The organism is Xanthomonas sp. LMG 8993 (genome assembly GCF_009835065.2).
GTDB lineage: Bacteria > Pseudomonadota > Gammaproteobacteria > Xanthomonadales > Xanthomonadaceae > Xanthomonas > Xanthomonas arboricola.
This window is the reverse complement of the sequence record NZ_QVIF02000003.1, coordinates 601,794-628,148: the sequence shown is the minus strand read 5'-3', so window position 1 is coordinate 628,148 and position 26,355 is coordinate 601,794. Positions and strand designations below refer to the sequence as shown.

Here is a 26,355-nt window from a genome sequence, read left to right as displayed (position 1 = left end):
GCTTGCATGGCCACGCAAACCCCATGACCCCGTAGGAGCGCCCCAGGGCGCGAAGGGGCTTCACCGGGAATGCCCCAATCGCGCCCGGGTGCGCTCCTACGCGGGGCCGATGCCATTGGCTTGCGCAATCGGTTCGCGGCCCCAACCGTGTCGACGTGCGTGCCATCGCGTGGATCGCGAACCCCATCACACTTGCATGACAGTGTGTTGACATCGATGTCAGCGCCAACCTAGCGTCGCTGGGCAGGCGCTTGCGCCGAACGGTCGGGGGGCCATCGGACAGGGGGCGGCGATGCGGTGCATCGCTCGCAGGCGTCGTTGCAGTGGAACGCCACGCCGGCCATGCCGGCCTCTCCCGGGGATCTTATGAACTGCCGCAGTCATCGCCTTGCCTTGTCGATTTCCTTGTCCCTCGCCCTGACCGCCGCCATCGCACCGTCGGCGGCGGCGGCGGCCCAGCAGGCCGAGCCGGAGCAACCGCGCGCCACCTCCACCCTGGACGCGGTCAGCGTCACCGGCTCGCGCATCAAGCGCGCGCAGGTCGAGGGCGCGCAACCGGTGGTCACCATCTCTGCGCAGCAGATCCAGCAGGAGGGATTCGCCACCGTCTACGACGTGCTCAACAGCATGAACCAGCAGGGCTCGGTGGAGGCCGACACGCAATGGGGCTCGCATACGCCCAACGCCTCGCCGATCAACCTGCGCGACCTGGGCCCGGGCCGCACCCTGCTGCTGGTCAACGGCCACCGCGTGGCCGACTACCCGCTGCCGTACGGCGGCGAGAGCAACTTTTCCAACTACAGCAACATCCCGTCTGCGGCGGTGGAGCGCATCGACATCCTGACCGGCGGCGCCTCGGCGATCTACGGCTCGGACGCGGTGGCCGGCGTGGTCAACGTGATCCTCAAGCGCGATTACCAGGGCGACCAGGTGCGGCTGCGCGGCGGCACTGCCACCGAAGGCGGCCGCGACAGCTTCGACGTGTCCTGGGCCGGCGGGCGCACCGGCGAGAACTGGAGCCTGACCTACGCGCTGCAGGCCACCCGGCGCGATCCGCTGAGCGGGCGCGATCGCCCCGAGATGGACGATTCCGACGACATGGCCTATTCCAACTGGACCGGGCAGAACCGCCGCTACGGCTTCAACCCGTTCACCGGCCTGAGCCTGGTCGATGCCAACACCAACGAACGCCTCGCACCGCCCGCCGGCACCTGCGCGCGCTTCGGCGGCGAGTTCATCAACGGGCAGCGGCTGAGCTACAACCAGAACACCGGGGTGGTCACCAACGCCGGCGACTACTGCGGCGTGGCGCGCGACTACGGCGACTGGGGGCTGGTCACCGGCAGCGAGGACTATTCGGCCTATCTCTACGGCACCTGGAAGTTCGGCGAGCACACCGAAGCCTGGGCCACGCTGTCGGCCAACCGCAGCATCGGCCGTTGGACCTACGACCCGCCGTACGTGTATCTGGGTCCGTTCCAGGACGCCGACACCGGCCGCTCGCTGTATGCGATCCGGCAGCTCACCCGGCGCGAGGCCGGCGGTTGGGACCGGCTGGCCAACTACAACAAGGAGCAGTCCTGGGACCTGAGCGCCGGCTTGCGTGGCGTGTGGGCCGACCGCTTCGACTGGGAGCTGAGCGTGGGCCGCTCGCGCTACACGGTGGACGAATACGTACGCACCGTGGACACCGCCCGCGCCACCGATTATTTCCTCGGCAGCCCCACCGGCAGCGCCGCCGACGGCACGCCGATCTATGCGATCAACCAGGCGCGCCTGTATGCACCGCTGTCCTCGAGCGAGTACGACGAGCTGGTCGCCAAATCGCATAACTCGGCGTATTCGTGGGTGAACCAGGCCAGCTTCAGCCTGAGCGGCGATCTGGTGCAGGGCTGGGCCGGGCCGATCCGCTTCGCCACCGTGGCCGAAGTCGCCAAGCAGGGCTACCAGCTGTCGCCCGACCCCTGCGCCAACGAGTGCTATCCGGTCGATGTGGTGGACAGTGGCGGCGGCGAGCGCATGCGCAGTTCGGCCGGGCTGGAATTGCAGATTCCGCTGCTGTCGACGCTGAGCGCCAATGTCGCCGGCCGCTACGATCGCTACGGCAGTTACCGTTCTTCGGCGGCGATTCCGACCGATGTCGGCACCCAAAGCGACACCACCTGGAGCGCGGGTCTGGAGTGGCGCCCGGTCGAGAGCCTGTTGGTGCGCAGCACGCTGGCCACCAGCTTCCGCGCGCCGGACATGCATTACGTGCTCGGCGAACCCAGCTCCACCAACCAGACCGTGATCGACCAGTACCGCTGCATCGCCACCGGCGCGTATCTCACCGGCGGCTGCAACGACGAGAACAGCAACATCTACTACACCGTGGACGTGAACCGTCGCGGCACGCCGGATCTGCGCTCGGAAACCGGCCGCTCGTTCACCGGCGGGGTGGTGTGGGACATCGTGCAGGGCCTGTCGCTGAGCGTGGATTACTACCGCATCGAGCTGGAGGAAATGATCAAGGATCTGGACCGCGACGAGATCCTGTCGGCCGAAGCCGGCTGCCGCACCGGCACCACCATCAGCGGCGGCGCCTGGAACAATCCCGGCGGCGCCGGCTATTGCGACACCATCACCTCGCGCGTGTTGCGCAATGCCGACGGCACCATTGCCAGCATCGAGCGCGGCCCGATCAACCTGGCGCAGATGGAAACCTCCGGCATCGATGCCTCGCTGAAATACCGGCTTGCCGCGGCGGGTTGGGGCAACTTCCAGTTGTCGCTGGACTACAACAATCTGCTGGCCTATCGCGAGCAGATCTACCGCACCGACAGCGACGAAAACCGCCGCGACGAACGCGTGCGCAGCCGTGTGCGGGGCAGCGTGCATTGGGACAACGGCGGCGCCTGGGACTGGACGGTGTACTTCCGCCGGCTCGGCTCCATGCGCGCGGTCAACTGGGGCACCTGCGAGCGCTTCGACGACGGCTACCAACCCAGTGCCTCGGACGCATGCGTGGTCACCGACACCGCCAACGTGCATCTGGGCGAGAGCAGCAAGCGCTACTTCGGCCGCGTCGGCCCGGCGATCTACTGGAATCTCAGCACCGGCTACAGGATCACCGACCACGCCAAGGTCAACTTCTACGTCAACAACGTGTTCAACGAAGTGGGCTACGAGAACAAGGAGCGCTTCTACGGTTACGGCTTCTACAACACCACCTTGTTCAACCCGATCGGCCGCGAAGTGGCGGCGGAATATGTGTTTACGTTCTGATTGAAGGTGCTGGCCGCATCGCACGCCGCGGCAGAGCGCCGTGGCGTGCGATGCATCGTCGATGCCATCTGCGCAGGCAAGCCGTGCTCGATCCCGGCCTGCCAACGCGCGCGTGGTAATGCCGCGCATCGGTTCGCCCAGCTTGTCGTGCGCCGCGGTGGTCGGCGCGACACATGCGGCTTGCAGGCACCCCGCGGGAGCACCGCTGCAACGTTCCGTTGCCGATGAAACAGTGGCAACGGCCAAACGTGCGTGGTATCAATGCACTCAATGAACGCACCCCGCAGCCAGTTTTACTTTTGGTACTACGGTTTTCCGATGCCGCTGGCGGAGGACGGATTGCGCTCACCCTGAAGAAATCTTCAGCAGCATTCCCGAAAAGCCGCCAGCGCACACTGGCGGCTTTTTTGTTGCCGCCGCGCCTGGCTCCCTGATGCAACACCGCCCACCGAGACACTGTTATGCCGCCTGTGACCGATGACCTGCGTATCCGCAAGATCGAAGCCCTTGCCCCGCCCTCGCAGCTGCTGTCGCTGCTGCCCTGCGACGAGCGAGCCTCCGAGACCGTGACCAATTCGCGTGCCGCGCTGCACGAGATCCTGCATGGCCGTGACGACCGCCTGGCGGTGGTGATCGGGCCCTGCTCGATCCACGATCCGGTCGCGGCGATGGACTACGCGCACCGCCTGCGCCCGCTGCGCGAGCAATTCGGCGACGCGCTGGAGATCGTGATGCGGGTGTACTTCGAAAAGCCGCGCACCACCATCGGCTGGAAGGGCCTGATCAACGATCCGGATCTGGATGGCAGCTTCCAGATCAACAAGGGCCTGCGGGTGGCGCGCGGTCTGCTGCGCGACATCAACAACCTCGGCCTGCCGGCCGGTGTGGAATTCCTCGACATCATCTCGCCGCAGTACATCGCTGACCTGGTGGCCTGGGGCGCGATTGGCGCGCGCACCACCGAAAGCCAGGTGCATCGCGAAATGGCCTCGGGCCTGTCGTGCCCGGTGGGCTTCAAGAACGGCACCGGCGGCGACGTCAAGATTGCGGTGGACGCGGTGGGTGCGGCCTCGCACCCGCATCATTTCCTGGCCGTGACCAAGGACGGCCACACTGCGGTGGCCGCGACCGCAGGCAACCCGGATTGCCACGTGATCCTGCGCGGCGGCAAGCAGCCCAACTTCGACGCGGCCAATGTGGAAGCGGCCAGCCAGGTGCTCACCACGTCCGGCTTGCCGGCGCGGCTGATGATCGACGCCAGCCACGCCAACAGCGGCAAGAATCCCGAGAACCAGCCCAAGGTCATCGACGATATCGCCACGCAACTGGAAGGCGGCGAGACCCGCATCGTCGGCGTCATGGTGGAAAGCCACCTGGTCGGCGGACGCCAGGAACTGGTGCCCGGCTGCGCACTGACCTACGGCCAGAGCATCACCGACGGCTGCCTGGGGTGGGACGCCTCGGTGCAGGTGCTCGAGCGCCTGGCGACGGCCGTGCGCGCACGTCGCGCAAGGCGGGTTGCCGAAGCTGCGTGATCGTTGATGCGGTGGGGCGAGAACACGAGGCTTCTCGCGTACCCTCATCCTGCGCTACGCGCCACCTTCTCCCGCCGGGAGAAGGGAGAAGGGAGAAGGGAGAAGCCCCTCTCGAGCAGCCTGGCAATGAACACAAGCGCACGCGTGCTGATGGCCGCTCCAGAACGAGAACGCCGGGCCGGCGCAGGGAGCCGGCCCGACGGATTGGACACCACCCAGTGGTGACCCGTCGCGCCCAGCGGCAGGAGGGGGAGAGAGCCATCCTGCCGCCGAATGCGAGCGGGCAGGAACGTTATCCGCCACATCCGTGACATCGCGATGTCGCAGCATGTCGATGCCAGCAATGAAGTTCGCGAAGCGTTAAACACTGGCACGACGACCGTGCTCCGATCTTTCTAGCAACACCGTCACGCTGCGCTACAAGCGCCGATTCCCGATTCCCGAATCCCGGCTCACCCCAACATATCCCCCGTCTCCAACCAGCGCTGATGCCACGACAAGGCCTCGGTCAGCAGATGCGGGGTGTGCTTGCCATAGCTGTCGCGATTGGCGCGCGCCACATAATCTTCCAGCGCATCGCGGTAGCGCGGGTGTACGCAGTGATCGAGCAACTGGCGTGCGCGTTGCTTGGGTGTGAGGCCGCGCAGATCGGCCAGGCCTTGTTCGGTGACGATCACCGAGACATCGTGTTCGGTGTGATCGACATGGCTGACCATCGGCACGATCGACGAGATGCTGCCAGCCTTGGCGATGCTGGGGCTCAGGAAGATCGACAGGAAGCCGTTGCGCGCAAAGTCGCCGGAACCGCCGATGCCGTTCATGATGCGGCTACCCATCACGTGGGTGGAATTGACGTTGCCGTACAGGTCGGCCTCGATCATGCCGTTCATGCCGATGCAGCCAAGCCGGCGCACCAGCTCCGGATGATTGGAAATCTCCTGCGTGCGCATGATGATGCGTTGCCGGTAGAAATCGATATTGCGCTTGAACTCCTCGTTGCCTTCCGGGCTGAGCGCAAAACCGGTGCACGAGGCATAGCGCAGCACGCCATCGCGCAGCAGCGCGAGCATGCCGTCCTGGATCACTTCGGTGAACGCTTCCAGGTCGCGGAAGCCGCTGCGTGCAAGCCCCGCCAGCACCGCATTGGGAATATTGCCCACGCCCGATTGCAGCGGCAGCAGGCTGGCCGGCAGCCGGCCCTTGTCCACTTCATGGCGCAGGAACGCGATCAGGTGCTCGGCGATGCGTTCGCTGCTGTCGTCGGCGGCAGCGAACGGGCTGTTGCGATCCGGGCCATGCGTGCGCACCACTGCCACGATCTTGTCCGGATCGCAGCGCAGGCTGGGCTCGCCGATGCGGTCGTCGCCGTGGATCAACGGGATCGGCTTGCGCTGCGGCGGCAGCGCAGTGCCGTAGTACACGTCGTGCATGCCATCCAGGCCGGCCGGCTGCCAGTCGTTGACCTCGATGATCACCTTGCTGGCCAGGTCCAGCCAGGTCTTGTTGTTGCCGATCGAGGTGGACGGCACCAGGCTGCCGTCGGCGCGGATCGCCGAGACTTCCACCACGGCGGTGTCGATCTGCCCGTAGAAGCCGAACCACACGTGCTGGGCGACGTGGCTGAGATGGATGTCGATATAGTCCAGCGTGCCGGCGTTGATGCGTTGGCGCGCGTCCGGGTCGGACTGGAACGGCATGCGCATGGCGATGCCGTCGGCCTTGGCCAGCGCGCCGTCCAGTTCCGGCGCGGTGGACGCGCCGGTCATCAGCTTGATCTGGAATGGCTGGCCCTGCAGATGCGCCGCTTCGATACGCTGTGCCAACGCCATCGGCACCGCCTTGGGGTAACCGGAGCCGGTGAAGCCGCTCATCGCCACGGTCTCGCCGGGCTGGATCAATGCGGCAGCGGCCTCGGCAGAAACCAGGCGCTCGCGCAGCGGCGCGTACAGGATGCGTTCGTCGGACATGGCGGCACAGCGGGACAGGGGACTGCCATTATCGCCGCTGCATGCGCTGGCGGCGCTGCGACCATGGTGCAATGCACCGGTGCAGATGGCCGCAACTGCGTGCGAAGCGGACTGTTGCGTGCCAGGTCGGTTGGGGCAACACATCGACGCTGCGTCCGCTTTCGTTGCCGCATCTGCAGCCTGGCGTCGGCGTTGCCGCCGGCGGGCCGGCGGTTATCTGGCGAGCGCGTGCCGGTACGCCCTGTCACACTCCTGCACTGCAGCGCCAACCGTCAACGCATCCCGGCTGCCGTACAGCGCGGGTGGTGACGCGCTACCGGCCATGTTCACGCCTCGCCGCCAGCGCAACCGCGATAGTGGCGGCAGACTCGACTTCTGCCTGCGCCCATGTCCTCTCTTCGCGACCGCTTCCAGCGCTGGCCCCGGCCAGGGCGCATCGCAGTGGTCGTGCTGGTGGCGCTGTATGCGCTGTATCTGCTGGCCGGCAACCTGTTTCTCAACACGCCGCTGTTCGATGCCGTCACCAACCGGCAGCCGCATAAATTCACCATGCAGACCGGCCCGGCACTGACCGTGTTTCCGGGGCAGGTGATGGCCTGGAACGTGCGCATGCGTGGGCAGGCCAACCGCACCGTGTACGTGTTTCACGCCGACCGCGCCAATGCGCGCGTGGCCTTGCTTGCACTGTTGCGGCGCGAGGTGCGCCTGCCCTGGCTGCATGCCACCGGCCTGGAAGCGGAAGTGGAAACCTCCGACACGCCCATTCCGCCACCGCCGCGCGGCGATCAGGGCTGGACGCTGCGCTTCGATGCGATCACCAGCAACAGCATCCGCAGTGCGCGCCTGGGCAAGCTGCTGATCGCCGGGCAGGGCCACGGCAGCGTCGGCTTCCTCAAGCAGCTCAAGGGCGGCCCGTCGGAGCTGTTTCCCTCCGAAGCGAGCTTTCGCGATGCGGTGGTCAGCTATGACGGGGTGCAGGTGTTTAATGGCGCGCAGCTGGATGCGCAATTCCAGTTTCCGCGCCATTACCGCGACCAGGCGCCGGGCCTGCGCAAGCTCGGCATTACCCATGCGCGCCTGCAGCTGAAGGCGGCGACCGTGGCGTTGAAGATCGACACCGGCGCGCCGCATGTGGACATCCGCAGCGGGCCGTCCGCGGCGCGGGTGGAGGCCGACATCACGCTGGATCGCGGCACCCTGCAGGAGGGCAGCCATGCGGTCTGGCGTCTGCCGTTGATGGCCGGCGTCGGCGCGACCGACCGCGGCATGCTGGCGCTGCAGCTGGACGTGGCGCGCGACATCCGTGTGCAGGCACGCCTGCCGCGCGACGAGAAGACGGGCAGCGAACTGCAGGCCGATCTGCGCATCGCCGGGCGCAGCATTCCCTTCCAGGATCCTGCGCAGGTGCTGCCGCGCCTGTCCGGGCAGGTGCGTGGGCGCTGGCAGTTCGAATCGCTGAACTGGATCGCCGAGCTGTTCGTGCGCAAGCCCTGGTTCCAGCTCGCAGGCGGCGGCCTGGTCGAGGCCGATCTGCGCTTGGCGCAAGGGCGGCTCGCCAGCGGCAGCAGCCTGGAGATTCCACGTGTGGAGGCGGTGGCGCAGGTGTTCGACACGCGGCTGGCCGGTATCGCCAAGGCGCATGGGCGCATCGACGATGCCGCCACGCCGCAGGCGCATCTGGAGGTGAGCATCCCCACCTTCAAGGCCGCACCGCGCGATGCGCCCAGGCAGGTCCTGCTGGACGGCCGCGATCTGCAGCTGGCCATGCATGGCGATGCCGAACTGGCGCGCCTACGCGACACGCTCAAGGCACAGCTGCGTTTCAGCGATGCGCGCGTTCCCGATCTCACCGTCTACAACCGTTACCTGCCCGGCAAGAACGTGCGCCTGCTCGGCGGCAGCGGCAGCCTGACCGGCGATGTGGCGCTCAATGCCGCCGGCGATGTGGGCAGCGGCCACGCCAACCTGCGCGGGCAGGGCGCGCACCTGGCGCTGGCCGGCGTGCAGATGCGTGGCGATGCCGAATTGCAGGCGCAGCTGCAGCGTGCCGATTTCAAGAACAAGTTCTTCGACCTCAGCGGCACGCGCGTGCGCCTGCGCAATATGCGTGTGGGCGACGACAGCAGCGACGCCAACTGGTGGGGGCAGATGCAGGTCGGTGCCGGCACCATCCAGGCCAGCGCACCGTTCCAGGTGGATGCCGATGCGGCGATCCGCATGCGCGATGTCGCGCCGCTGCTGTCGGTGTTTGCGCAACGTGCCGATTATCCGCGCTGGGTACTGGGCTTGCTGGATTCGGGCGAGCTCGACGCCACCGGCAGGGTACGTTGGCGCAAGCAGCAGTTGCTGATCGACGACCTGCATGCGGAGAATGCGCGGCTGTCGCTGCGTGCAAGGCTGGCCTTGAACGACGAGCAGCGGCGCGGCGATCTGTATCTGCGCTGGGGCGTGCTGGGCGCCGGGATCGAACTCGATGGCAAGCAGCGCCAGTGGCATCTGGCCGGCGCGCGCGAGTGGTACGACGCGCAGCCGGGGTTGTTGCCGGCGGTATCGAAGGCGAAGTAAGCGGCTCGTGGTTTGAGGCTTGCGTAATGCGGCCAGCTTTGCCGTCTTCGACGAGGCGTGCGCACACTGCCGGGCGTGTAGGACATCCACTGCACACAGGGCAGCCTGCCGGTGCCCAGCCGCAATCGCCGCTGCGCACCGCGCTCACGGTTTCCTTGGCACACTGCGCCACGCCGCGTGCGCGGTCTTCAGGAGCCTGCCGTCATGACGATGCCTGTTCGCGCCCGCTGGCAAAGGTTGCCCCGCCTGGTGCGTTGGCCGTTGCTGGCGTTACTGGTGGTGTACGCAAGCTATCTGCTGCTCGGCAACCTGTTGCTCAACACGCCACTCGGGCCGGCCGCGCTCAATCGCAAGCCGGACCGGTTCACCATGCACTGGGGCCCGGCAGTGACCTGGTGGCCGGGCCGGCTGACGCTGTGGAAGGTGGAGTTGCAAGGCCGCTCCACACGCACCCGCTGGAACGTCAGCGCGCAGCGCATGAGCGGGCAGGTGCGGCTATTGCCGTTGCTGCATCGGCAGTTGCTGGTGCCGGAGCTGCATGCGCACGGGGTGCGCGGCGGAATGCAGGCGGCTGTACCCACAGCCGGTACCGTGGCGACGCCAGCACCGGCGACAGCGCCGAACACGCAAGTCGCTGCCGCAGCGCCGGCTGACGCAGCCGGTACGCCGCAGCCAACGACCGCGCAGGACAAGCCACCCACACGCACCCCAGACCTCGCGGCGAGCACGCCGCCGCCCGCACGGACGACCGGCGCAGCCGCCCGCGTGCCGCCATCCTCTGGGGTCGCCAATACCGCTGGCGCACCCGCAGGTCCCGCATCGACCGCTCCGGCCTGGACCCTGCAGTTCGACCGCATCGTCGCCGATCAGGTGCAGGCAGTGACGCTGCGTCAGCTGCGGATCGAAGGCGATGGTCAGCTGCAGCTCGGTCTGTTCAAGCAGTTGCGTGGCGGGCCGATGGAAGTGTTTCCCTCGCGGGCGCGCTTCGACAACGCACGCATGCGCTGGGGTGACAGCGAAGTGCTGCGCAACGGCCAGCTGCGCATCGAAGCCAGCATCGCGCGGCATGCGCCGGAGCAGGCACGTGGGCTGGCCATGCTGCAGCTTGCCGATGCACAGGTGAGCGTGCATGGCGACACCGTGGCACTGGATGTCGTACGTAATGCGCAGGGGCGCCATACGCTCGCCACACGCGCCGGCACGGGGCGTGCGGATGGGCAGTTGCGCTGGATACGTGGCGCCTTGCAGCCCGGCAGCCAGCTGCAATGGCGCGCACCCCTGCACGACAGCACGCGCACGCCGGCCGCCCTGCTGGGCGAGCTTGCAGCGCAACTGCAGGTGGATCAGGACATGCGCCTGCAGGTGAGCATGCCCGAGCCGGCCGATGCCGGGCTGACCCTGGATGCGGATCTGCGCGTGCTGGGCCGGCAGCTGCCGCTGCAATCGATGCGCAGCCTGCTGCCGCGCACCTCCGGGCATGCGCGCCTGCATTGGCAGCTGTCTTCGCTGAGCTGGATTCCGGCGCTGTTCCCGGACGTGGACTGGCTGACGCTGGAAGGCGACGGACTGGTGGATGCGGATCTGCGCATCGATCACGGCCAGCTCGGTGCCGGCAGTCGCCTGCAGGTGCCGCACGTGCGTGCGCATGTCGGCGTGATGGGGCATGCGATCGATGGGCAGGCCAGTGCCGACCTGCGGGTGAGCGCCGATGCGAACGGACAGCTGCTGCCGGCACTTGCCTTGCAGATGCAGCAGTTCTCCATTGCGCACAGCGATGCGCCCACGCGCCCGTTCGTGCAGGGCCGCGACCTGCGTCTGGACCTGCAGACGCGCGCCGATGCACGCAACCTGGCCACGCTGCGCGACGCCACGCGCGCGCATCTGGTGTTCGCCAATGCGCGCGTGCCGGATCTGCGTGCCTACAACCGCTATCTGCCGCAGCAGCAACTGCGTTTCGATGGCGGCAACGGTGTGCTCAGTGGCGATCTGCAGATCGAACCCGGTGGGCGTATCGGCAAGGGTGGCTTGCGCATCGGTGCGCGTGCGGCGCGGCTGCAGTTTGCCGGCCTGGCACTGCGTGGCGATGTGGATGCGGATCTGCGCTTGCAACGCGGCGATCTGCGTGCGGAAAACTTTCGCCTCGACGCCAGCACCATCCAGCTGCGCAATATCGGATTCACCGGGCCGGATGGTCAGCGCCGCGATGGCTGGTGGGCGCGCATCGTGCTGGAGGACACCCGCATGCAATGGCACCAGCCGGTCGGCGTGGATGGTCGCGTGCGCATCCAGGTGCGCGATCTGGCGTTCCTGATGGCGCTGTACGCGCGCGACCGTTCGATTCCGAACTGGATGCTGCGGCTGGTGGATGCAGGCCAGGCGCAGGTGACCGGGCGCGTGCATTGGCAGGGCGACACCGTCATCGTCGATCGCTTGCAGGCGCGCAACCAACGCTTCCAGGTGGATGCGCGCCTGCGTTTGCAGGGCAGCCAACGCAGCGGCAGTCTGCTCGCGCGCTGGGGCATGTTGAGCGCGGCGGTGGGGTTGCGCGGCCAGACCCCGGAATGGCATCTGCTGCGTGCACCGGAGTGGTATCAGGCCCAGCCCGATCTGCTGCGCTGAGGTCGCCGCGCGCCAGTGCGGTGTGAAGGAAAAAGCGCCAGTTCTGTACTGCCTGGTGTTGTTTTGCAGTGCAGCGTGCAAGTGGCGTTCGGGGCGCGCACTATGATCCTGCATCCCGACGTGGGGGAGGGAGCAAAGCCCGCTGGCAGTTCGCTGCAAGCGGGCTTTTTTATTGCCTGAAGCTTGGCCAGTCAAGCCACTTGGCCTCCGCTCAGCGCGCGAAACGCCTAGTTGTTGAAGGCTTGCCCAGGCCACTGCCGGGTCACTTTGAGCATCAACCGCCTACATGTTCTCGATCCGCGTGATGGGGTGGCCAGCGGCCGCGCCTGCATACGTCGCCGGCTTCCGCTAGAATGAGATCAATTCTCATTTATCGCCGGGCGCCTTGCCGCCTGGGTCCAGCCGTCCAGGAGGTCATCGTGTCGGTCACGCAAGGCGCGCTTCATCAACAGGTGGAGCGCCTGTACACCGACCACCATGGCTGGCTGCAGGGCTGGCTGCGGCGCAAGCTGGGCGATGCGTTCGTGGCTGCCGACCTGGCGCAGGACACCTTCATCAGCGTGATCAGCGCGGGCGCCGCCGACGAGATCCGCGAGCCGCGCCCGTTCCTGGCCACCATCGCGCGCCGGCTGATGGCGCACCGGCAGCGGCGCAAGTTGCTGGAAACCAGCTACCTGGAACTGCTGGCTGCGCTGCCGGAGGAATTGGCGCCGTCGCCGGAGCTGCAACTGCTGGCGCTGGAAGCGGTGCAGCAGGTGGACCAGGCGCTGGATGGCCTGCCGCCCAAGGTGAAGGAAGCCTTTTTGCTGGCGCATCTGCAGGAGCTGAGTTACGCGCAGATCGCGCAGCGGCTGGGCGTGTCCAGCAGCTCGGTCAAGCAATACCTCACGCGTGCCAACCGGCACTGCCTGTTCGCCCTGTCGGCGTGAGCTGCACGGATGGCTGATGCCGCCTCACCTCGTGCGCGCACCGCTGCCGGCCAGCGCGCGCCGCTGGCCGGCGGGCAACCGATCAGCGCCGAGGTCGCCGACCAGGCCGCGCAATGGCTGACGGTGCTGATGTCCGGCACCGCGAGCGAGGCGCAGCTGCAGCGCTGGCAACAGTGGCGCGATGCGCATCCGGACCACGCGCGGGCGTGGACGCATATCGAAGCGGTGACCGGGCGGCTGAAGACGCTGACCCCGCAGGCGGCCTATCGCAGCCTGTCGCCGTATGCGGGTAGCAACGGCCAGGCATCGCCTGGCCGGCGCAAGGCGCTGAATCTGCTGCTGTGGGGCGGGGTGGCCGGGGCCACCGGCGTGCTGGCCTCGCGCACCGAACGCTGGCAGCGCGCCACCGCCGATTACGCCACCACGACCGGCCAGCGCCGCGAGGTGCAGTTGCAGGACGGCAGCCGCATCACCCTCAACACGCGCAGCGCCATCGACGTGCGGTTCGACGCGCAGCAGCGGCTGCTGGAGTTGCTGGCCGGCGAGATCATGGTGACCACCGCGCATGCGCTGGGCGCGGATCACGACGCGCGCCCGCTGCTGGTGCGCACCGCGCAGGGCGATATCCGTGCATTGGGCACGCGCTTTTGCGTGCGCCAGGACGAACACGACACCCGGCTGAGCGTGCTGGAAAGCGCGGTGGAGGTGCGGCCACATGCGGCCGCGCAGGCCGTCGGGCGCGTGCAGGCAGGGGAGCAGTGTCGGTTTACCGCCGAGGCGCTCGGCGCCATCGCGCCGGTCGATGCACAGGCCGCGGCCTGGGTACGCGGGCAGCTGGTCGCCGACGAGTGGCGCCTGGATGTCTTTCTCGCCGAACTCGACCGTTATCGCGCCGGGCTGCTGCGCTGCGACCCGCAGGTGGGCAGCCTGCGCGTCTCGGGCGTGTTCCCGCTGGACGACACCGACCGCATCCTGGCAATGCTGCCCAGCGTGCTGCCGGTGCGGGTGAGCCGGCGCAGCCGCTACTGGGTGACGGTGCAGGCGGCCGGGCAGGGCTGAGGCGCCGCCAGCCGGCCGTCGCCGAAAAAAGTTTGCATCCGGGCTGCCCGATCGCCGCAGTTGTGGCACCTCCCCAATGACGGTGTCAGTGCGACACCAACCTTTGTGGGAACAGCATGTCGATCACTGCCCGCCGCCGCGGCCAACTTTCCTCTTCGTCGTTGCAGCGCAACGCCCTGGTGCGGGCCGTGCAGCGGCCGCTCGGCACCGCCGTGGCGGTTGCGCTCTGCAGCCTGGGCGTGTGTGCGGGCATGCCCGATGCCATCGCCCAGACCGCGCCTGCCACGCAGGATGCACGCCAGGCTTATCGCATCCCCGCCGGCCCGTTGGCGCCGGCGCTGCGTGAACTGGCCGGTTCGGCCAATCTGTTGCTGAGCTTCACCGCCGCGCAGACCGACGGCAAGACCACCGCCGGGCTGGATGGCAGCTACACCGCACCGGCCGCCCTGGCTGCGCTGCTGGCAGGCAGCGGCTTGCAGGCCGTGCCGTTGCAGACCGGCGGCTACGTGTTGCGCGCCGCGCCGCAGCTGGGCGCGAGCAACAGCCAGGTGGACGCGTGGCTGCTGCCCACCGTCAAGGTGACCGCGCAGGCCAACCGCAGTGCGACCACCAGCGGCACCGGCAGCTACACCGCGCGCGCGGTCAGCATCGGCCGCGGCGAGCAGGCGCTCAAGGACATCCCGCAGTCGATCAGCGTGGTCACCCGTCAGTTGATGGACGAGCAGAACATCACCTCGGTCTACGACGCGCTGGCCAGCACCACCGGCATCACCATCGTGCAGAGCCCGCAGGGCGGCAAGTACATCTATTCGCGCGGGTTCGACATCACCACCGTGCAGTACGACGGCGTGCCGCTCAATCGCGGCATGTACGGCCGCGCAAGCAACTACAGCGCCAACATGGGCATCTACGATCGCGCCGAAGTGCTGCGCGGTGCGGCCGGCCTGCTGCAGGGCGCGGGCAATCCCGGTGGCGCGGTGAACCTGGTGCGCAAGCGCCCGCTGGATGTGCCGGGCGTCAGCGTGATGGTGCAGGGCGGCAGCTGGGATCGCTACGGCGCCCTGATCGATGGCAGCGCCAACCTCAGCGCCGATGGCGCATTGCGCGCGCGCGGGGTGATCGATTACCAGGAGCAGCGCTCGTTCGTCGATGGGGTCACGCGCCGCACGCCCACCTATTACGGCACGCTCGACTACACGTTCTCGCCGCAGACCCAGCTCAGCCTGGGCGTGAGCTACGAACAGGTGGAAGGCCGGCCGTTCTTCGGCGGTCTGCCCAGTTTCAGCGATGGCCGCGATATCGGCCTGCCACGTCAGACCAATCTGGGTGCGGCATGGAACCGGCAGTCCTCGTCCAATCGCGGGCTGTATCTGGACCTGGACCATCGCTTCAATGCCGACTGGGTGTTCAAGCTCAGCGCGGTGCAGGTGCGCGAGCTGCACGATCTGAAATATGCCAGCTCCAGCCGCGCGATCAATCCGGCCAACGGCACCGGCGCGCTGCTGGCCGCGCGCACCATTTCCGATGCGGACGCCTTTGGCTTCGATGCCAATGTGATCGGGCAGTTCAATGCACTGGGGCGCAGGCACGAGTTGGTGATCGGCAGCAACTTCGCCGAGACCACCGTGGATACGGTCTACGGCAACAAGAACAACTTCCAGACCTTCAACGTGTTCAATCTGCAGCGCAATGTGCGGGCGATCAGCGATGCGGAAATCTTCGCCAATGCACGCGAGGCCCGGCATGGCACCTCGCGCGAATTCGGCCTGTACGGCGCACTGCGCTGGCAGCTGACGGATCCGTTGAGGGCCATCGTCGGCACCCGCGTGAGCTGGCACGACACCCTGTGGAACACCACCACCACCGGGCTGTCGCCGTCGCAATCGATCGAGCACACCCGCGAGACCGGGCAGGTCACACCGTATGCCGGCCTGTTGTACGCATTGAGCCCGACCTGGTCGGCCTACGCCAGTTATGCGGACATCTTCCAGCCGCAGAACGCGCAGACCGAAGCCGGCGAGATGCTCAAGCCGATGACCGGTGCCAACTACGAGCTGGGCATCAAGGGGGAGTGGCTGGACGGGCGCATCAATAGCGCGTTTGCGCTGTTCCAGATCGAGCAGAAAAACCGTGCCCAGGCCGACCTGACCACCAGCCCCACCTGCCGCAACAACGATTTCTGCTACATCGACAGCGGCAAGGTGCGCAGCCGCGGATTCGATGCCGAAGTCAGCGGCGAGGTACTGCGCGACTGGAACGTGTTTGCCGGTTACACCTTCAACCGCACCACCTACCTGCAGGATGTCAGCAGCCAGGGCCAGACCTTCAACAGCTACACGCCCAAGCATTTGCTGCGGGTATGGACCACCTACCGTCTGCCGGGCGTGCTGCAGGACGTCACCGTTGGTGGCGGTGTCAGCGCGCAGAGCGCGGCGTATCGGCAGATCGGCACCGCCACCGCGCCGATCCAGGGGCGTGCGGTCTGGAATGCATTGGCGCGGTACCAGGTCAACCGGCAATGGTCGGTGGCGGTCAATCTCAACAACGTGTTCGACAAGCACTACTACAACACCTTGTCGAGCTTCGTTAACGGGCGCTATTACGGCGAGCCGCGCAACGTGATGGTGACCCTGCGCGGCGCGCTGTGATGCGGGCACAAGCGCTGCGGTGGCGCATGGCGCGTGCCGGATGAAAGAAGGTTTTCGCCAAAGCATGGCCTGGCTGCACACCTGGTGCGGCCTGAGCTGTGGCTGGTTGCTGTGCGCAATCTTCCTGACCGGCACGCTCAGCGTATTCCGCGATCCGATCACCAGCTGGATGCAGGGCACACCGGCCTTGCCGAGTGCGAGCACGCAGACGGTCCTGTCGGAAGCAGCGCTGGTGCCGCGTGCACTGGCGCAGTTGCATCAGCTTGCGCCACAGGCACGCCTGTGGCGGATCACCTTGCCCGCGCAGCTGGGTGAGGCGCTCACGCTGTCCTGGCGGACACCAGAGGGCCAGGATCAGGCAGCGCTGGACCCCGGGAGCGGCGAGCTGCTGCCGTCTCCGTGGGGCCGGCAGACCGAAGGCGGCCGGCATTTCATGAGCTTCCACTACACCTTGCATGGCGGCATTCCCGGCTATTGGCTGGTGGGCTGGGTGTCGCTGTGCGGGCTGATCGCGCTGGTATCCGGGGTGATCGTGCACAAGCGGATCTTTCTGGATTTCTTCACCTTCCGCCCGGGCAAGGGACAGCGCTCGTGGCTGGACGCGCACAACGCCACGGCGGTGCTGACGCTGCCCTTCCTGCTGATGATCGTCTACACCGGCCTGGCGTATTTCTACACCAGCTACATGCCCGCGCCATTGCACGCACTGTATGGCAGCGACGAGGACGCCTACACGCGTTACGCCGATGCTCTGTCGCCGGCAGTGCCTGCGGCCAGCACAGACGAAGCAGCAGTCAACAACGTGCCTGCCTATCTGCCGGAGCTGGTGCAGCGAGCAGACTCGCTCAACGCTGCGCCTGCGCAAACGCTGGTGATCGAGCGGCCCGATCAACCCGGCAGCAAGCTGCGCGTGATCGCGCGCGTGGCCGCGACCGGCAGCTCGCGGCGCCTGCTCAACCCAGCCAACAGCGTGGTATTCGACGCGAACAGTGGCGCGCTGCTGGAGCGGCACGCGGATGCCGCACGCACTGACCTGCACGCGCAGGATGTGGAAGAGGTCATCAAGACCCTGCACGTGGCCGGGTTCGGCGGCTGGACCAGTAAATGGCTGTATTTCATCTGCGGCCTGGCCGGCACCTTGATGATGGCCACCGGTACCTTGCTGTTTTCGATCAAGCGGCGTCGGCGTAGCGAGCAGGAGTTCGGCGCGGCCACCGCCGGCATCTATCGGGTAGTGGAAGCGCTCAATGCCGCCGCGCTTGCGGGAACCGCCTTGGCGAGCATTGCGTATTTCTACGCCAACCGCCTGGTGCCGATCGCGCAGGCCGGCCGCAGCCAGATCGAGATCCACGCATTCCTGTGGGTCTGGGCGGTCACGCTGCTGCATGCGCTGCTGCGCCCGCCCGCGCGCGCATGGGTGGAGCAACTGGCGATGACGGCGCTGCTATGTGTCGGCTTGCCGCTGCTCAATGCGGTCACCACCGGGCAACATCTGGGCGTGTACCTGGCTGCCGGCGACCTGCAGCGCGCCGGGGTCGAGCTGGTCTCGCTCGTCTTCGGCATTGCATTTGCTTACGCGGCATATCGGGCTCATCGCAGCGCAGTGCGACCGGTGCCGACACGCGCCAGGCGCGGCGCCACTGCCGGGATGGACGTGTTGTGAAGCCTGCTTCGAGCACCGCGTCGGTGACGCGCTACCGCTGGTCGGTTGCCGGTCGCGTGCTCGCTGCCAGCGTCGGCGGCTATGCGCTGACGTCCACCGGTTGCAGCGTGCTGGCGCAGCTGCTGTCGCGGTTTGCCGGCGTGTCACCTGCGGTCTCGGTGCTGAGCATGACATTGCTGAGTTTCGCCATCTACACCGTCGTCGTGCTGTGGATGTTTCGTGCGCGCAGTGCATTGCGCATGTGGGGCTGGCTGGGCGTGGGCATCGCCGTGCTGGGCGGTGCGAGCTGGTTGCTGGGACATCCGCCATGGATGGGCTGATCACCGCGCTGCTGGGCACCGCGCTCTGCCATGCCGCACTGATGGCCCTGGCCGTGGCGATGCATCGCCATTACGAGCAGCTCACCGGCCGCCGCACTGCGCCGGTCATGCAGCGATGGTTGCTGCGTGCGATGGCTGTCTGTCTGTTGATCGCCGCGCTGGTGCTGTGCGTGCTCGCTTGGGGCGGAGCGGTGGGCACCTTGTTGTGGCTGGGGTTTGCCAGCGTGGCCGCGCTGTGGGTGGCGCTGGGCCTGGCGTACGCGCCGCGCTGGAGTGCGTGGCTGGCAGTGCTGCTGGGCTGCGTCGCATGCGGGGTGGTGGGTTGGCGTGTGCTGTAGTTTGCTGTTGTTTGAAGGCCACACACACCGACCAGTTTGACTGGTCCTTGCCCGCCCACCGTCGCGTAAGCGCCTACATGGGCGTACTTGCGGCGTGTCCTGCGATGGTGGGCGGGCAAGGGCCCTGCACCAAGTCCACAGACCAATCGCTACGCAACCGATCTATCCGCATTGCCAAGCGCGCAAGAAGCAACGCCTAAAACAATCGAGATTTAGAACGCTGGCCTCTTTAACTGCGATCAAATGCCCGAGTCAAAAGCTCAGCTCGTCGAGTGCGCGGCGTCCTCACCGCTTGCGGGACACGCCGTGAACCCATCCCTGGGGGCTCGGTGGCGGCATCCATGCCGCCACACGGTCCCGCAACCGGCGAGGCCACCGCACCAGACAGTCGGTCGGCTGCTTCCTGAAAGCGTGTGACTCGGCCTGCGTCGCAGACGAGACGTTTACAGGGTACGTGTCGGAGGCTTGCCTGCCGCTCGGCTTGCAATGGAGAAATGATGAAAGTTGGGCGAACGCCGAGTGATCCAACCAGCGCACGTCGTGCACCGCATGCACCGTTTGCAACCATGCACACCGACCATCTCGCTAGGTCCTTGCCCGCCTAATGTCGCGGGACCTTACGCGGCATGGATGCCGCGTAAGAGCCTACACGGACGTACTTGCGGCGTGTCCTGCGATGGTGGGCGGGCAAGGGCCCTGCAAGGAAGCCTCAGATCACATGCTTCGCCTCTGCTTGACCGCCTCATCCGGCCTGAGCGCAAACAGCCGGCTTTCGAACTCTGACGCTGTTTCAACACGGGATACCTTCACCACTTTCGGGACACGTCATAAATCATCCGTGGAGTTCCATGGCTGCATCCATACGGCCAAGGAGCCCGCAACCAGTGAGGACATCACGCCCGCCGACATGACCGCATGCCGATGGGGCCACACGCAGTGCGGCAGTAAACCCGGTAGTTGCATTGCTGCCTCTAGACACCGCGGGATCAACCGTAGACACGTGCCGCCATCGCGCAGGGATGCCAGAATCGGCGCATGTCGCTGCCTAACTCATCCGTGTCTCCTGCGCTCACCGCCCTGATCGAGCGGGCTGTGGCGCGTGTCCGTCATGCCGTGCCGGCCGACCAGCCCTGGCCGGGCGATGACTTCGCTCGGCAGCTCGAACAGGTCGCGCTCGCCAGCGAGTTTGCGCTCGATACCTTGGCGCGTCAGCCGGCATTGCTGCAGCACCTGGCGCAGCCGGATCCACCGCCGTTGCCACTGCCGGTGCTCGACCCCGCGCAGCCACAGTCCTGGCCGACGCAGTTGCGACGTTACCGCAGTGGCGAATCCACGCGCCTGGTCTGGCGCGACGTGCTCGATCTGGACAGCGTCGATGCCACCCTGGCCGGTGCCACCCGCCTGGCCGAAACCTGCCTGCAATGTGGGCTGCAGGCGTTGGAGCAGCAATTCCGCGACCGCCACGGCCAGGTGATTGCCGAAGACGGCAGCGTGCAGCGGCTGGTGGTGTTCGGGCTGGGCAAGCTCGGTGGTGGCGAGCTGAATTTTTCCTCGGATGTGGATCTGGTTTATGCGTATCCGCAGGGCGGCCAGTCCGATGGTGCCCGCCCGTTGGCAGCGGAGGAATATTTTGCGCGGCTTGGCCAGCAGTTGGCCAAGCTGCTCGACGAAACCACCGCCGATGGATTCAGCCATCGCGTGGATCTGCGTCTGCGCCCGTTCGGTACCGCCGGGCGCGTGGCCTTGTCGTTCACCGGCATGGACCAGTACTTCCAGCGCGAAGGACGCGACTGGGAGCGCTATGCCTGGCTCAAGGCGCGCGCGGTGGCCGGCGATATCGATGCCGGCGAAGCCTGGCTGGAGACGCTGCGCCCCTTCGTCTACCGGCGCTATCTGGACTTCACCGCACTGGACGGCCTGCGCGAGATGAAGGCGGCGATCACTGCCGAAGTCGCCCGCCACGATCGTCTGGACGACATCAAGCGCGGGCCGGGCGGCATCCGCGAGATCGAGTTCCTGGCGCAATCGCTGCAGCTGATTCGCGGTGGGCGCGAGCCGAGCCTGCGCGAGCGTCGCCTGTTGCCTGCCTTGCAGGCGCTGGTGGAGGCCGGCCAGATCGATGCGGACAACGGGCATGCATTGACCGAGGCGTATCGCTTCTTGCGCCGGCTCGAAAATCGTCTGCAGATGTTGCGCGATGCACAGACCCATGCCTTGCCGCAGGCCCCGCTGGATCGCGAACGCATCGCGCTGGGCCTGGGTTATGCGGATTGGCCGGCACTGCTGCAGGCACTCACTCCGCAACGTGCGCGCGTTGCCGCCGAATTCGCCGAGCTGCTGGCACCGCGCGTGCGCGCCACCGCCCCCGACGCGCTTGCCGACTACTGGCGCGCACTGCCGGAAGGCGATGCCGCGCCGCTGGCCGGCATCGGATTGCACGATCCAGCCGGCGCACATCAGGTGCTGGCCGATTTTGCGCAGTCCTCCGGCGTGCGTGCGCTCTCCGATACCGCAAGCGCGCGGCTGGACCGCGTCATGCCGGCGCTGCTGCATGCGGCCACCCGCGCCAGCCAGCCGGATGCCGCCGTGCGCCGCGTGCTCGGCCTGCTGCAATCCACCTTGCGCCGCACCAGTTACCTGGCCTTGCTGGACGAACAACCCAGCGCGCTCGCACGCCTGGTCGATGTGCTCTCGCGCAGCGCCTTGCTGGCCGAGCGCCTGGCTGCGCATCCGCTGTTGCTGGACGAATTGCTCGACACCCGCATCAGCGGTCCGTTGCCCGACCGCGACGCGTTGCACGCTGCATGCCTGGACACCTTGCAGATCGAGGACACCGAAGCGGCGCTGCGCGAACTCAACGAACGCCGGCTCGCCTTGAGCTTCCGCATCGCACTGGCCACGCTCGATGGCCGCCAGCAGGCAGTGGACAGCACCCAGCAACTGGCCTGGTTGGCTGAAGCGGTGGTGCAGACGGTGCTGCAGCTGGCGCGCCGCGAACTGATCGCCGCGCACGGGCAGGTGCCGGGCGGGGCATTCGCCATCATCGGCTACGGCAGCCTGGGCGGCCTGGAACTGGGCTTCGGCTCGGACCTGGATCTGGTGTTCCTCTACGACCATCCACGCGAGGTGGAAGCCTCCGATGGCAAGCGAGCGCTGGAAGCCGGGCGCTGGTTTGCGCGGCTGGCGCAGAAGGTGATGACACTGCTGGCCGCCGAAACCGGCGCCGGCCGTCTCTACGAGATCGATGTGCGGCTGCGCCCGGATGGTGGCAAGGGCGCGTTGGTGTCATCGCTGGCCAGCTACCGCGACTACCAGCGCGAGCGCGCCTGGACCTGGGAGCATCAGGCGCTGGTGCGTGCACGTGCGGTGGCCGGCGATGCGGCGCTGTGCGCGGCCTTCGCGCAGGTGCGTGCCGACACGCTGACACGTGTGCGCGATACCGCCGTGCTGCACGAGGACGTGCGCAAGATGCGCGCGCGCATGCGCAGCGAACTGGATCGCAGCGATGCGGGGCGGCTGGATCTCAAGCAGGGCGCCGGCGGCCTGGTCGATCTGGAATTCGTGCTGCAGGCCGGCGTGCTCGGCCAGGCCGCACAGCATCCGGCGCTGCTGCTGGCCTGCGCCACGCCCGCCTTGATCGATGCGCTGTTAAAGGCGCAATGGCTGCCGGCCGAGCGTGCCGCACCGCTGCACCAGGCGCATGCCACCTTGGTGGAAGCGGGCCTGAGTTGCACCCTGGATCGCCGGCCGCGGCTGATCCCGCCAACGCCCGCGATCGAGCAGGCACGGCACAGCATCTTCACTACTGCGCACGCGCAAGGGCTGGAGTTTCCGCTTGGCAAGGACGTGGCAACGCTACCGCCTTGAGTGGCCGGTAGCTGGCGTTGCAAGGTGAGACGAGTGCAGCGCGCAGGGTCGGCAGAAACGCAGGTGCGTTGCAGTGGCATCCCTCCACCGCGCCTGGTGTTGGCCTGATTGCCGGTGCGCAGGCGAGCCGGTCAGCCCTGCGGGCGCGGCGTACTGCGCCACAGCAGTGCGCGGAACGGGCCGAGCAGGAACACGCCCATGCCCAGCTTCACCGCCAGGTCGCCGGCCGCCCAGCTGATCCATGGCAGGCCAGCGCCCGCAAAGGCGATGCTCCAGAAGATCGTCGTATCCAGCGTGGCGCTGCAGGTGGTGGCCACGATCGGCGCACGCCACCAATTGCCACTGCGCAGCCGGTCGAACACGCTGATATCCAGCAGCTGCGCAGCGATGAAGGCGGTGCACGAGGCCGCCGCGATGCGCGGGGTGGCCAGCCAGAGCGACAACACCACCGCCAGCGCAAACCCGCACCAGGCGACCTTGCGCGCCGCGCGCGGGCCAAAGCGGCGATTGATCAGGTTGCTCACCAGAAACGCCAGCGGATACGAGAACGCACCCCAGGTCAGCCAATCGTTGATCGGGTACTGCACCAGGATGTTGGACAACAGCACCACCGCGCCCATGGCCAGCACTGCCCACGCCAATGCGCGCGCGGTGAGTGGGGTGAACGGCGTCGGCGCGGTGCTGGACATGAGGGTGCGGTAGTGACAGAACAGCGCGGATTATCCGCGTGTTGGCGTATGTGGGCCAGTGCACCAACGCGTATGCACGACACGGCCGCGAGCTGCTGGTTCAACCAGTGTGCCGGTCAACGCATGGCCGCCAGCATTGGTGAGTGACGCGGTGCGGATCGCTCGTGCTCGCGTAATCGCGCGATGCGTGAGCGCCGCGCTGCCGTTCGAGCGCATGCCGGCGGGTCATCAGGCAATCTGCGTGTACAGCGTTGCCGATTACGGCGCGATCAGCACGCTGGCAATTACCTGCGTGCGTGCCACGCATCGGTGCGCCAAGGCTCTGCATCGGCACGTGGCAGTACGCGTCGGTGATCAACAAACCATCGCGCAGGCAGTTAGGCAGACAGTGGAAGATGCCTCTGCGCGCACCGCAGGTACTGCACGCACCGCACGTAGCGCCGTATCCGCAAACGGTGCGTCAGTGACGCGCCATCCTGGCCGACAGCGTCTGCACGCGGCTTTCCTGCATCACCAGGTGGTGCTGCTGTTCTGCGCGGCGGATTCTGCGGTCGGCACGAATGCCAGCGCCTGGCCTTGTGGCGATTGCACCGTCCAGCCGGCACCAGCCGGGCTCGGCTGGAAGGTCACCGTCTCGCCAACGCGAAAGCCCGCAGTCGGGTCGTCCTGGCGGGCCGGCCAGCGCAGCAAGGCGGTGTTCTCGGCGTTTGCCGGATCCTGCAACTGCACCTGGCAGCCGCCGTCAGTCTTTTTTTCCACCGACTTCACCCGCATTGGCGGCAACGGCCCGGCCGAGGCCTTGTGCGATGCGTCGCTCAAGGCTTCCGAGCCTGCGATCGCACTATGGCCCAGCGCCAACGACACAAAGTACGGCGCGGAGATCACCAGGATCGCCGACATCGCCGAGGCATCGCCACGGGTGATCGTGGTCAGGCCCGCACGGGCCTGCATCGGCTGGCCAAACGAGATGGCCAGCAGCAGCCCGAGGCCGGCAGATCGAAGAGGGATGTTCATGGAGATGCTCCGTGCGTGGCAACGCTGTGTGGAATGGCTTGGTCCTGCTGCAGCATGTGTTGCTGCTGCAGGAAATCGAACACCGACTCGACCGTGATCACCGAATAGTTGCCGGAGATGCGCTCGCCGGCGGGATGGTCGGTCACTGCGGCATTGGCGACGAAGAAACGTGCGCCGATGCGCTTGCTCAGATCCAGATGCAGGCGCGTAGGTTGGTAGCCATTGCGTTTGAGCCAGGCTTGCGCGCTGCGTCGATCGCTCACCGGTGCAGCTGTCGCCTCTGCTGCGTTGGTCGCCGCCAATGCCGCCGCCAGTACTTCGAGCACCCACTGGTTGGAATTCTGATAATCGGTGGAGAACGGGTAGGCGATCATGCTGTAGCGCGCCTCGTGCAGCGCATGTGCCAGCGTGGCCGGATCCTGCAGCAACGTGCGCAGTTGCTGCTGCAGCGCCGGTGCCGGCACGCCGACGCGCAGATCGGCAGTGAGGGCAGTTTCGCCGATGAAGTTGCTCAAACCTTCGTGATACAGCGCGGAGTTGTCCGACTTGCATTGATTGAGTAGGTGTTTCACCCGCCAGGTGCCGTCGTCCTCGCGCAGCGCGAAGGCCAGATGGCTGTGTTTCAAGCCATAGCGGCTCAGATCCTGGCCGCCGCGTGCCAGCAGCACGACCTGCGCACCGTCCACTGCATCCAGCGCCTGTTGGGTGGACCTGGCCATGTCGAACATCGCCGCTAGCGTGGCGGGCGTTGGATAATGCGGAGTGCACACCGGCGCGGCAAAGGCGGGGAGTGCGCACGTCAGGGAGACGAGCAACAGCGCCGTTGCAGGCCAGCCGCGCCGTTTGTGTGCAAGTTGCATGGGGGGTGCAGCGTCCTTGTGTCTGCCCCGTGGCATCGGCGGCGGCACCATCATACGTGCAGGCGCGCACGCACCAGTGCAGCGATGCGCTGGGTTTCGCGCAATGGGTGAAGTTGCGGCGGCGTTGCGAAAACATCGCCGGCATCGCATAGACGTCCACGTGCCTGCAGTGCCCGCACATACGTCGCCACCCGGCCCTGCGCCTGTTCGGCAAACGCCGCTGCCACCGGCACCCGCGTGGCGCAGGCTTCGGAGAGCAGGTTGACCGAGTCGGCACTGGCCACGATCGCATCGGCCCAGCCCAGCAGGCCGGCGTACGGATTGGGCCCGTCGCGCTCGTCGCACCACAGCAGGCCTGGCAGGCCTGCATGCAGTTTGCGCAGCGTTGCGATCGCCTCGGGCGGCGTGCGTCGTGAGGTGGTGACCAGCAGGCTGCCGCCGGCGGCGAGCACCTGCGCGCGCAGGTGCGTGCACAGCGCCGCAAGCGCTTCGGTGGTCCAGGGCAGCTGCGCGGTGGGGCCACCGATCAACAGCGCCACGCGCGGGCCGGGCAGCGCGCCGAGCGCGGCGAAGGCGGTGCGCCCGGCGGCCAGCCAGGCATCGTCCACCGGGTGCAGGCTGCCGAGCAGGGTGAGCACGTTGGCGCCACGCAGCGCATCGTGCTCGGGCACGACCAGCAGATCCCAGTGGCGCGGGTCCAGGCGCGGATCCAGCAGTTGCACCACCTGGCTGCCGCGTACGCGCAGCAGCCGGGTGGCCAGCGCGGCCTGGCGCCCGCAGCCGATCGCCAGCGCCGGCGGCTGCTGCAATTGCCGGGCAAAGCCGGATCCAAACGCCGCCTGCGCGCCCGGCAACAGGCGCGGTGCGGCCCAACGCCACGGCGCGCGGGCCTGCAGATGCAGCGCCGTGACCGGTGCGGAGTGCAGCGCCTGCGCCAAGGCCTCGGCCTGGCGTGCATTGCCGGCGCGGCCGTCGCTGACCGCCCAGGTCAGCGCCATCGTTTCAGATCCGACATAGA

Annotated in this window: 17 protein-coding genes; 12 read left to right on the top strand and 5 right to left on the bottom strand. The window is 67.3% G+C overall.

Annotated elements, in window-relative coordinates; translation table 11 throughout:
- Positions 1-366: 366 nt before the first annotated feature.
- The 3 genes from DYQ94_RS09010 (at position 367) to DYQ94_RS09000 (ending at position 4,799) form a co-directional block, all read left to right on the top strand.
- The gene (locus DYQ94_RS09010; RefSeq protein WP_126965245.1) at positions 367-3,264 is read left to right on the top strand and encodes a TonB-dependent receptor plug domain-containing protein; all 2,898 of its coding nucleotides are present in this window, start codon (positions 367-369) and stop codon (positions 3,262-3,264) included.
- A 224-nt stretch (positions 3,265-3,488) separates the two neighbouring features.
- Positions 3,489-3,698: a hypothetical protein gene (locus tag DYQ94_RS09005; RefSeq protein WP_126750501.1), complete on the top strand. Its 210-nt coding sequence runs from the start codon at positions 3,489-3,491 to the stop codon at positions 3,696-3,698.
- A gap of 27 nt (positions 3,699-3,725) precedes the next feature.
- The gene (locus DYQ94_RS09000) at positions 3,726-4,799 is read left to right on the top strand and encodes a 3-deoxy-7-phosphoheptulonate synthase (RefSeq protein WP_126965244.1); all 1,074 of its coding nucleotides are present in this window, start codon (positions 3,726-3,728) and stop codon (positions 4,797-4,799) included.
- 452 nt (positions 4,800-5,251) lie between these two features.
- Here the strand turns inward: DYQ94_RS09000 and scpC are convergent, their stop codons facing one another.
- Entirely contained in the window at positions 5,252-6,766 is a 1,515-nt protein-coding gene (gene scpC / locus DYQ94_RS08995) for a succinyl-CoA:acetate CoA-transferase ScpC (protein WP_039523179.1), read from the bottom strand.
- 387 nt (positions 6,767-7,153) lie between these two features.
- Between scpC and DYQ94_RS08990 the strand changes: the two genes are divergently transcribed.
- From DYQ94_RS08990 to glnE, 9 genes are all read left to right on the top strand, one after another.
- Entirely contained in the window at positions 7,154-9,331 is a 2,178-nt protein-coding gene (locus tag DYQ94_RS08990) for a translocation/assembly module TamB domain-containing protein (protein ID WP_126965243.1), read from the top strand.
- Positions 9,332-9,535: 204 nt separating this feature from the next.
- Positions 9,536-11,950 (top strand): hypothetical protein, encoded by a 2,415-nt coding sequence (locus tag DYQ94_RS08985; protein ID WP_126965242.1) that lies wholly within the window; start codon positions 9,536-9,538, stop codon positions 11,948-11,950.
- A 419-nt stretch (positions 11,951-12,369) separates the two neighbouring features.
- Positions 12,370-12,879: a sigma-70 family RNA polymerase sigma factor gene (locus tag DYQ94_RS08980; protein WP_016902856.1), complete on the top strand. Its 510-nt coding sequence runs from the start codon at positions 12,370-12,372 to the stop codon at positions 12,877-12,879.
- Between the two features lie 9 nt (positions 12,880-12,888).
- Positions 12,889-13,938 carry a FecR domain-containing protein gene (locus DYQ94_RS08975; RefSeq protein WP_126965241.1) on the top strand — a complete coding sequence of 350 codons (1,050 nt, stop codon included), beginning with the start codon at positions 12,889-12,891 and terminating at the stop codon, positions 13,936-13,938.
- A 116-nt stretch (positions 13,939-14,054) separates the two neighbouring features.
- A complete protein-coding gene (locus DYQ94_RS08970; RefSeq protein WP_160954862.1) occupies positions 14,055-16,586 on the top strand; it encodes a TonB-dependent siderophore receptor in 2,532 nt (843 codons plus the stop codon).
- Between the two features lie 64 nt (positions 16,587-16,650).
- The gene (locus DYQ94_RS08965) at positions 16,651-18,249 is read left to right on the top strand and encodes a PepSY-associated TM helix domain-containing protein (RefSeq protein ID WP_237474926.1); all 1,599 of its coding nucleotides are present in this window, start codon (positions 16,651-16,653) and stop codon (positions 18,247-18,249) included.
- Positions 18,246-18,569, top strand: coding sequence for a hypothetical protein (locus DYQ94_RS08960; RefSeq protein WP_104646867.1), 324 nt, complete (start codon positions 18,246-18,248; stop codon positions 18,567-18,569). The genes DYQ94_RS08965 and DYQ94_RS08960 overlap by 4 nt, the downstream gene beginning before the upstream one ends.
- On the top strand, positions 18,557-18,907 hold the full coding sequence (locus tag DYQ94_RS08955; protein WP_126965239.1) for a DUF3325 domain-containing protein: 351 nt from the start codon (positions 18,557-18,559) through the stop codon (positions 18,905-18,907). The genes DYQ94_RS08960 and DYQ94_RS08955 overlap by 13 nt, the downstream gene beginning before the upstream one ends.
- Positions 18,908-19,942: 1,035 nt before the next feature.
- Positions 19,943-22,774 carry a bifunctional [glutamate--ammonia ligase]-adenylyl-L-tyrosine phosphorylase/[glutamate--ammonia-ligase] adenylyltransferase gene (gene glnE, locus DYQ94_RS08950; RefSeq protein WP_126965237.1) on the top strand — a complete coding sequence of 944 codons (2,832 nt, stop codon included), beginning with the start codon at positions 19,943-19,945 and terminating at the stop codon, positions 22,772-22,774.
- A 131-nt stretch (positions 22,775-22,905) separates the two neighbouring features.
- Here the strand turns inward: glnE and DYQ94_RS08945 are convergent, their stop codons facing one another.
- The 4 genes from DYQ94_RS08945 to DYQ94_RS08930 form a co-directional block, all read right to left on the bottom strand.
- A complete protein-coding gene (locus tag DYQ94_RS08945; protein ID WP_065032193.1) occupies positions 22,906-23,463 on the bottom strand; it encodes a VUT family protein in 558 nt (185 codons plus the stop codon).
- A gap of 510 nt (positions 23,464-23,973) precedes the next feature.
- Complete coding sequence (locus DYQ94_RS08940) at positions 23,974-24,477, bottom strand: hypothetical protein (RefSeq protein WP_126965236.1); 504 nt, start codon at positions 24,475-24,477, stop codon at positions 23,974-23,976.
- Positions 24,474-25,337 (bottom strand): DUF2145 domain-containing protein, encoded by an 864-nt coding sequence (locus tag DYQ94_RS08935; protein ID WP_126965235.1) that lies wholly within the window; start codon positions 25,335-25,337, stop codon positions 24,474-24,476. Before DYQ94_RS08935 ends, DYQ94_RS08940 begins: the two co-directional genes overlap by 4 nt.
- Before the next feature lie 50 nt (positions 25,338-25,387).
- The gene (locus tag DYQ94_RS08930; RefSeq protein ID WP_126965234.1) at positions 25,388-26,335 is read right to left on the bottom strand and encodes a mitochondrial fission ELM1 family protein; all 948 of its coding nucleotides are present in this window, start codon (positions 26,333-26,335) and stop codon (positions 25,388-25,390) included.
- Positions 26,336-26,355 lie beyond the last annotated feature (20 nt).

What these genes read in the sequence shown, in the direction of transcription:
- DYQ94_RS09010 (WP_126965245.1), top strand. Translation starts at nt 367, where the DNA reads ATGAACTGCCGCAGTCATCGCCTTGCCTTGTCGATTTCCTTGTCCCTC.
- DYQ94_RS09005 (WP_126750501.1), top strand. Translation starts at nt 3,489, where the DNA reads ATGAAACAGTGGCAACGGCCAAACGTGCGTGGTATCAATGCACTCAAT.
- DYQ94_RS09000 (WP_126965244.1), top strand. Translation starts at nt 3,726, where the DNA reads ATGCCGCCTGTGACCGATGACCTGCGTATCCGCAAGATCGAAGCCCTT.
- scpC (WP_039523179.1), bottom strand. Translation starts at nt 6,766, where the DNA reads ATGTCCGACGAACGCATCCTGTACGCGCCGCTGCGCGAGCGCCTGGTT.
- DYQ94_RS08990 (WP_126965243.1), top strand. Translation starts at nt 7,154, where the DNA reads ATGTCCTCTCTTCGCGACCGCTTCCAGCGCTGGCCCCGGCCAGGGCGC.
- DYQ94_RS08985 (WP_126965242.1), top strand. Translation starts at nt 9,536, where the DNA reads ATGACGATGCCTGTTCGCGCCCGCTGGCAAAGGTTGCCCCGCCTGGTG.
- DYQ94_RS08975 (WP_126965241.1), top strand. Translation starts at nt 12,889, where the DNA reads ATGGCTGATGCCGCCTCACCTCGTGCGCGCACCGCTGCCGGCCAGCGC.
- DYQ94_RS08970 (WP_160954862.1), top strand. Translation starts at nt 14,055, where the DNA reads ATGTCGATCACTGCCCGCCGCCGCGGCCAACTTTCCTCTTCGTCGTTG.
- DYQ94_RS08965 (WP_237474926.1), top strand. Translation starts at nt 16,651, where the DNA reads ATGGCCTGGCTGCACACCTGGTGCGGCCTGAGCTGTGGCTGGTTGCTG.
- DYQ94_RS08955 (WP_126965239.1), top strand. Translation starts at nt 18,557, where the DNA reads ATGGATGGGCTGATCACCGCGCTGCTGGGCACCGCGCTCTGCCATGCC.
- glnE (WP_126965237.1), top strand. Translation starts at nt 19,943, where the DNA reads ATGTCGCTGCCTAACTCATCCGTGTCTCCTGCGCTCACCGCCCTGATC.
- DYQ94_RS08945 (WP_065032193.1), bottom strand. Translation starts at nt 23,463, where the DNA reads ATGTCCAGCACCGCGCCGACGCCGTTCACCCCACTCACCGCGCGCGCA.
- DYQ94_RS08940 (WP_126965236.1), bottom strand. Translation starts at nt 24,477, where the DNA reads ATGAACATCCCTCTTCGATCTGCCGGCCTCGGGCTGCTGCTGGCCATC.
- DYQ94_RS08935 (WP_126965235.1), bottom strand. Translation starts at nt 25,337, where the DNA reads ATGCAACTTGCACACAAACGGCGCGGCTGGCCTGCAACGGCGCTGTTG.
- DYQ94_RS08930 (WP_126965234.1), bottom strand. Translation starts at nt 26,335, where the DNA reads ATGGCGCTGACCTGGGCGGTCAGCGACGGCCGCGCCGGCAATGCACGC.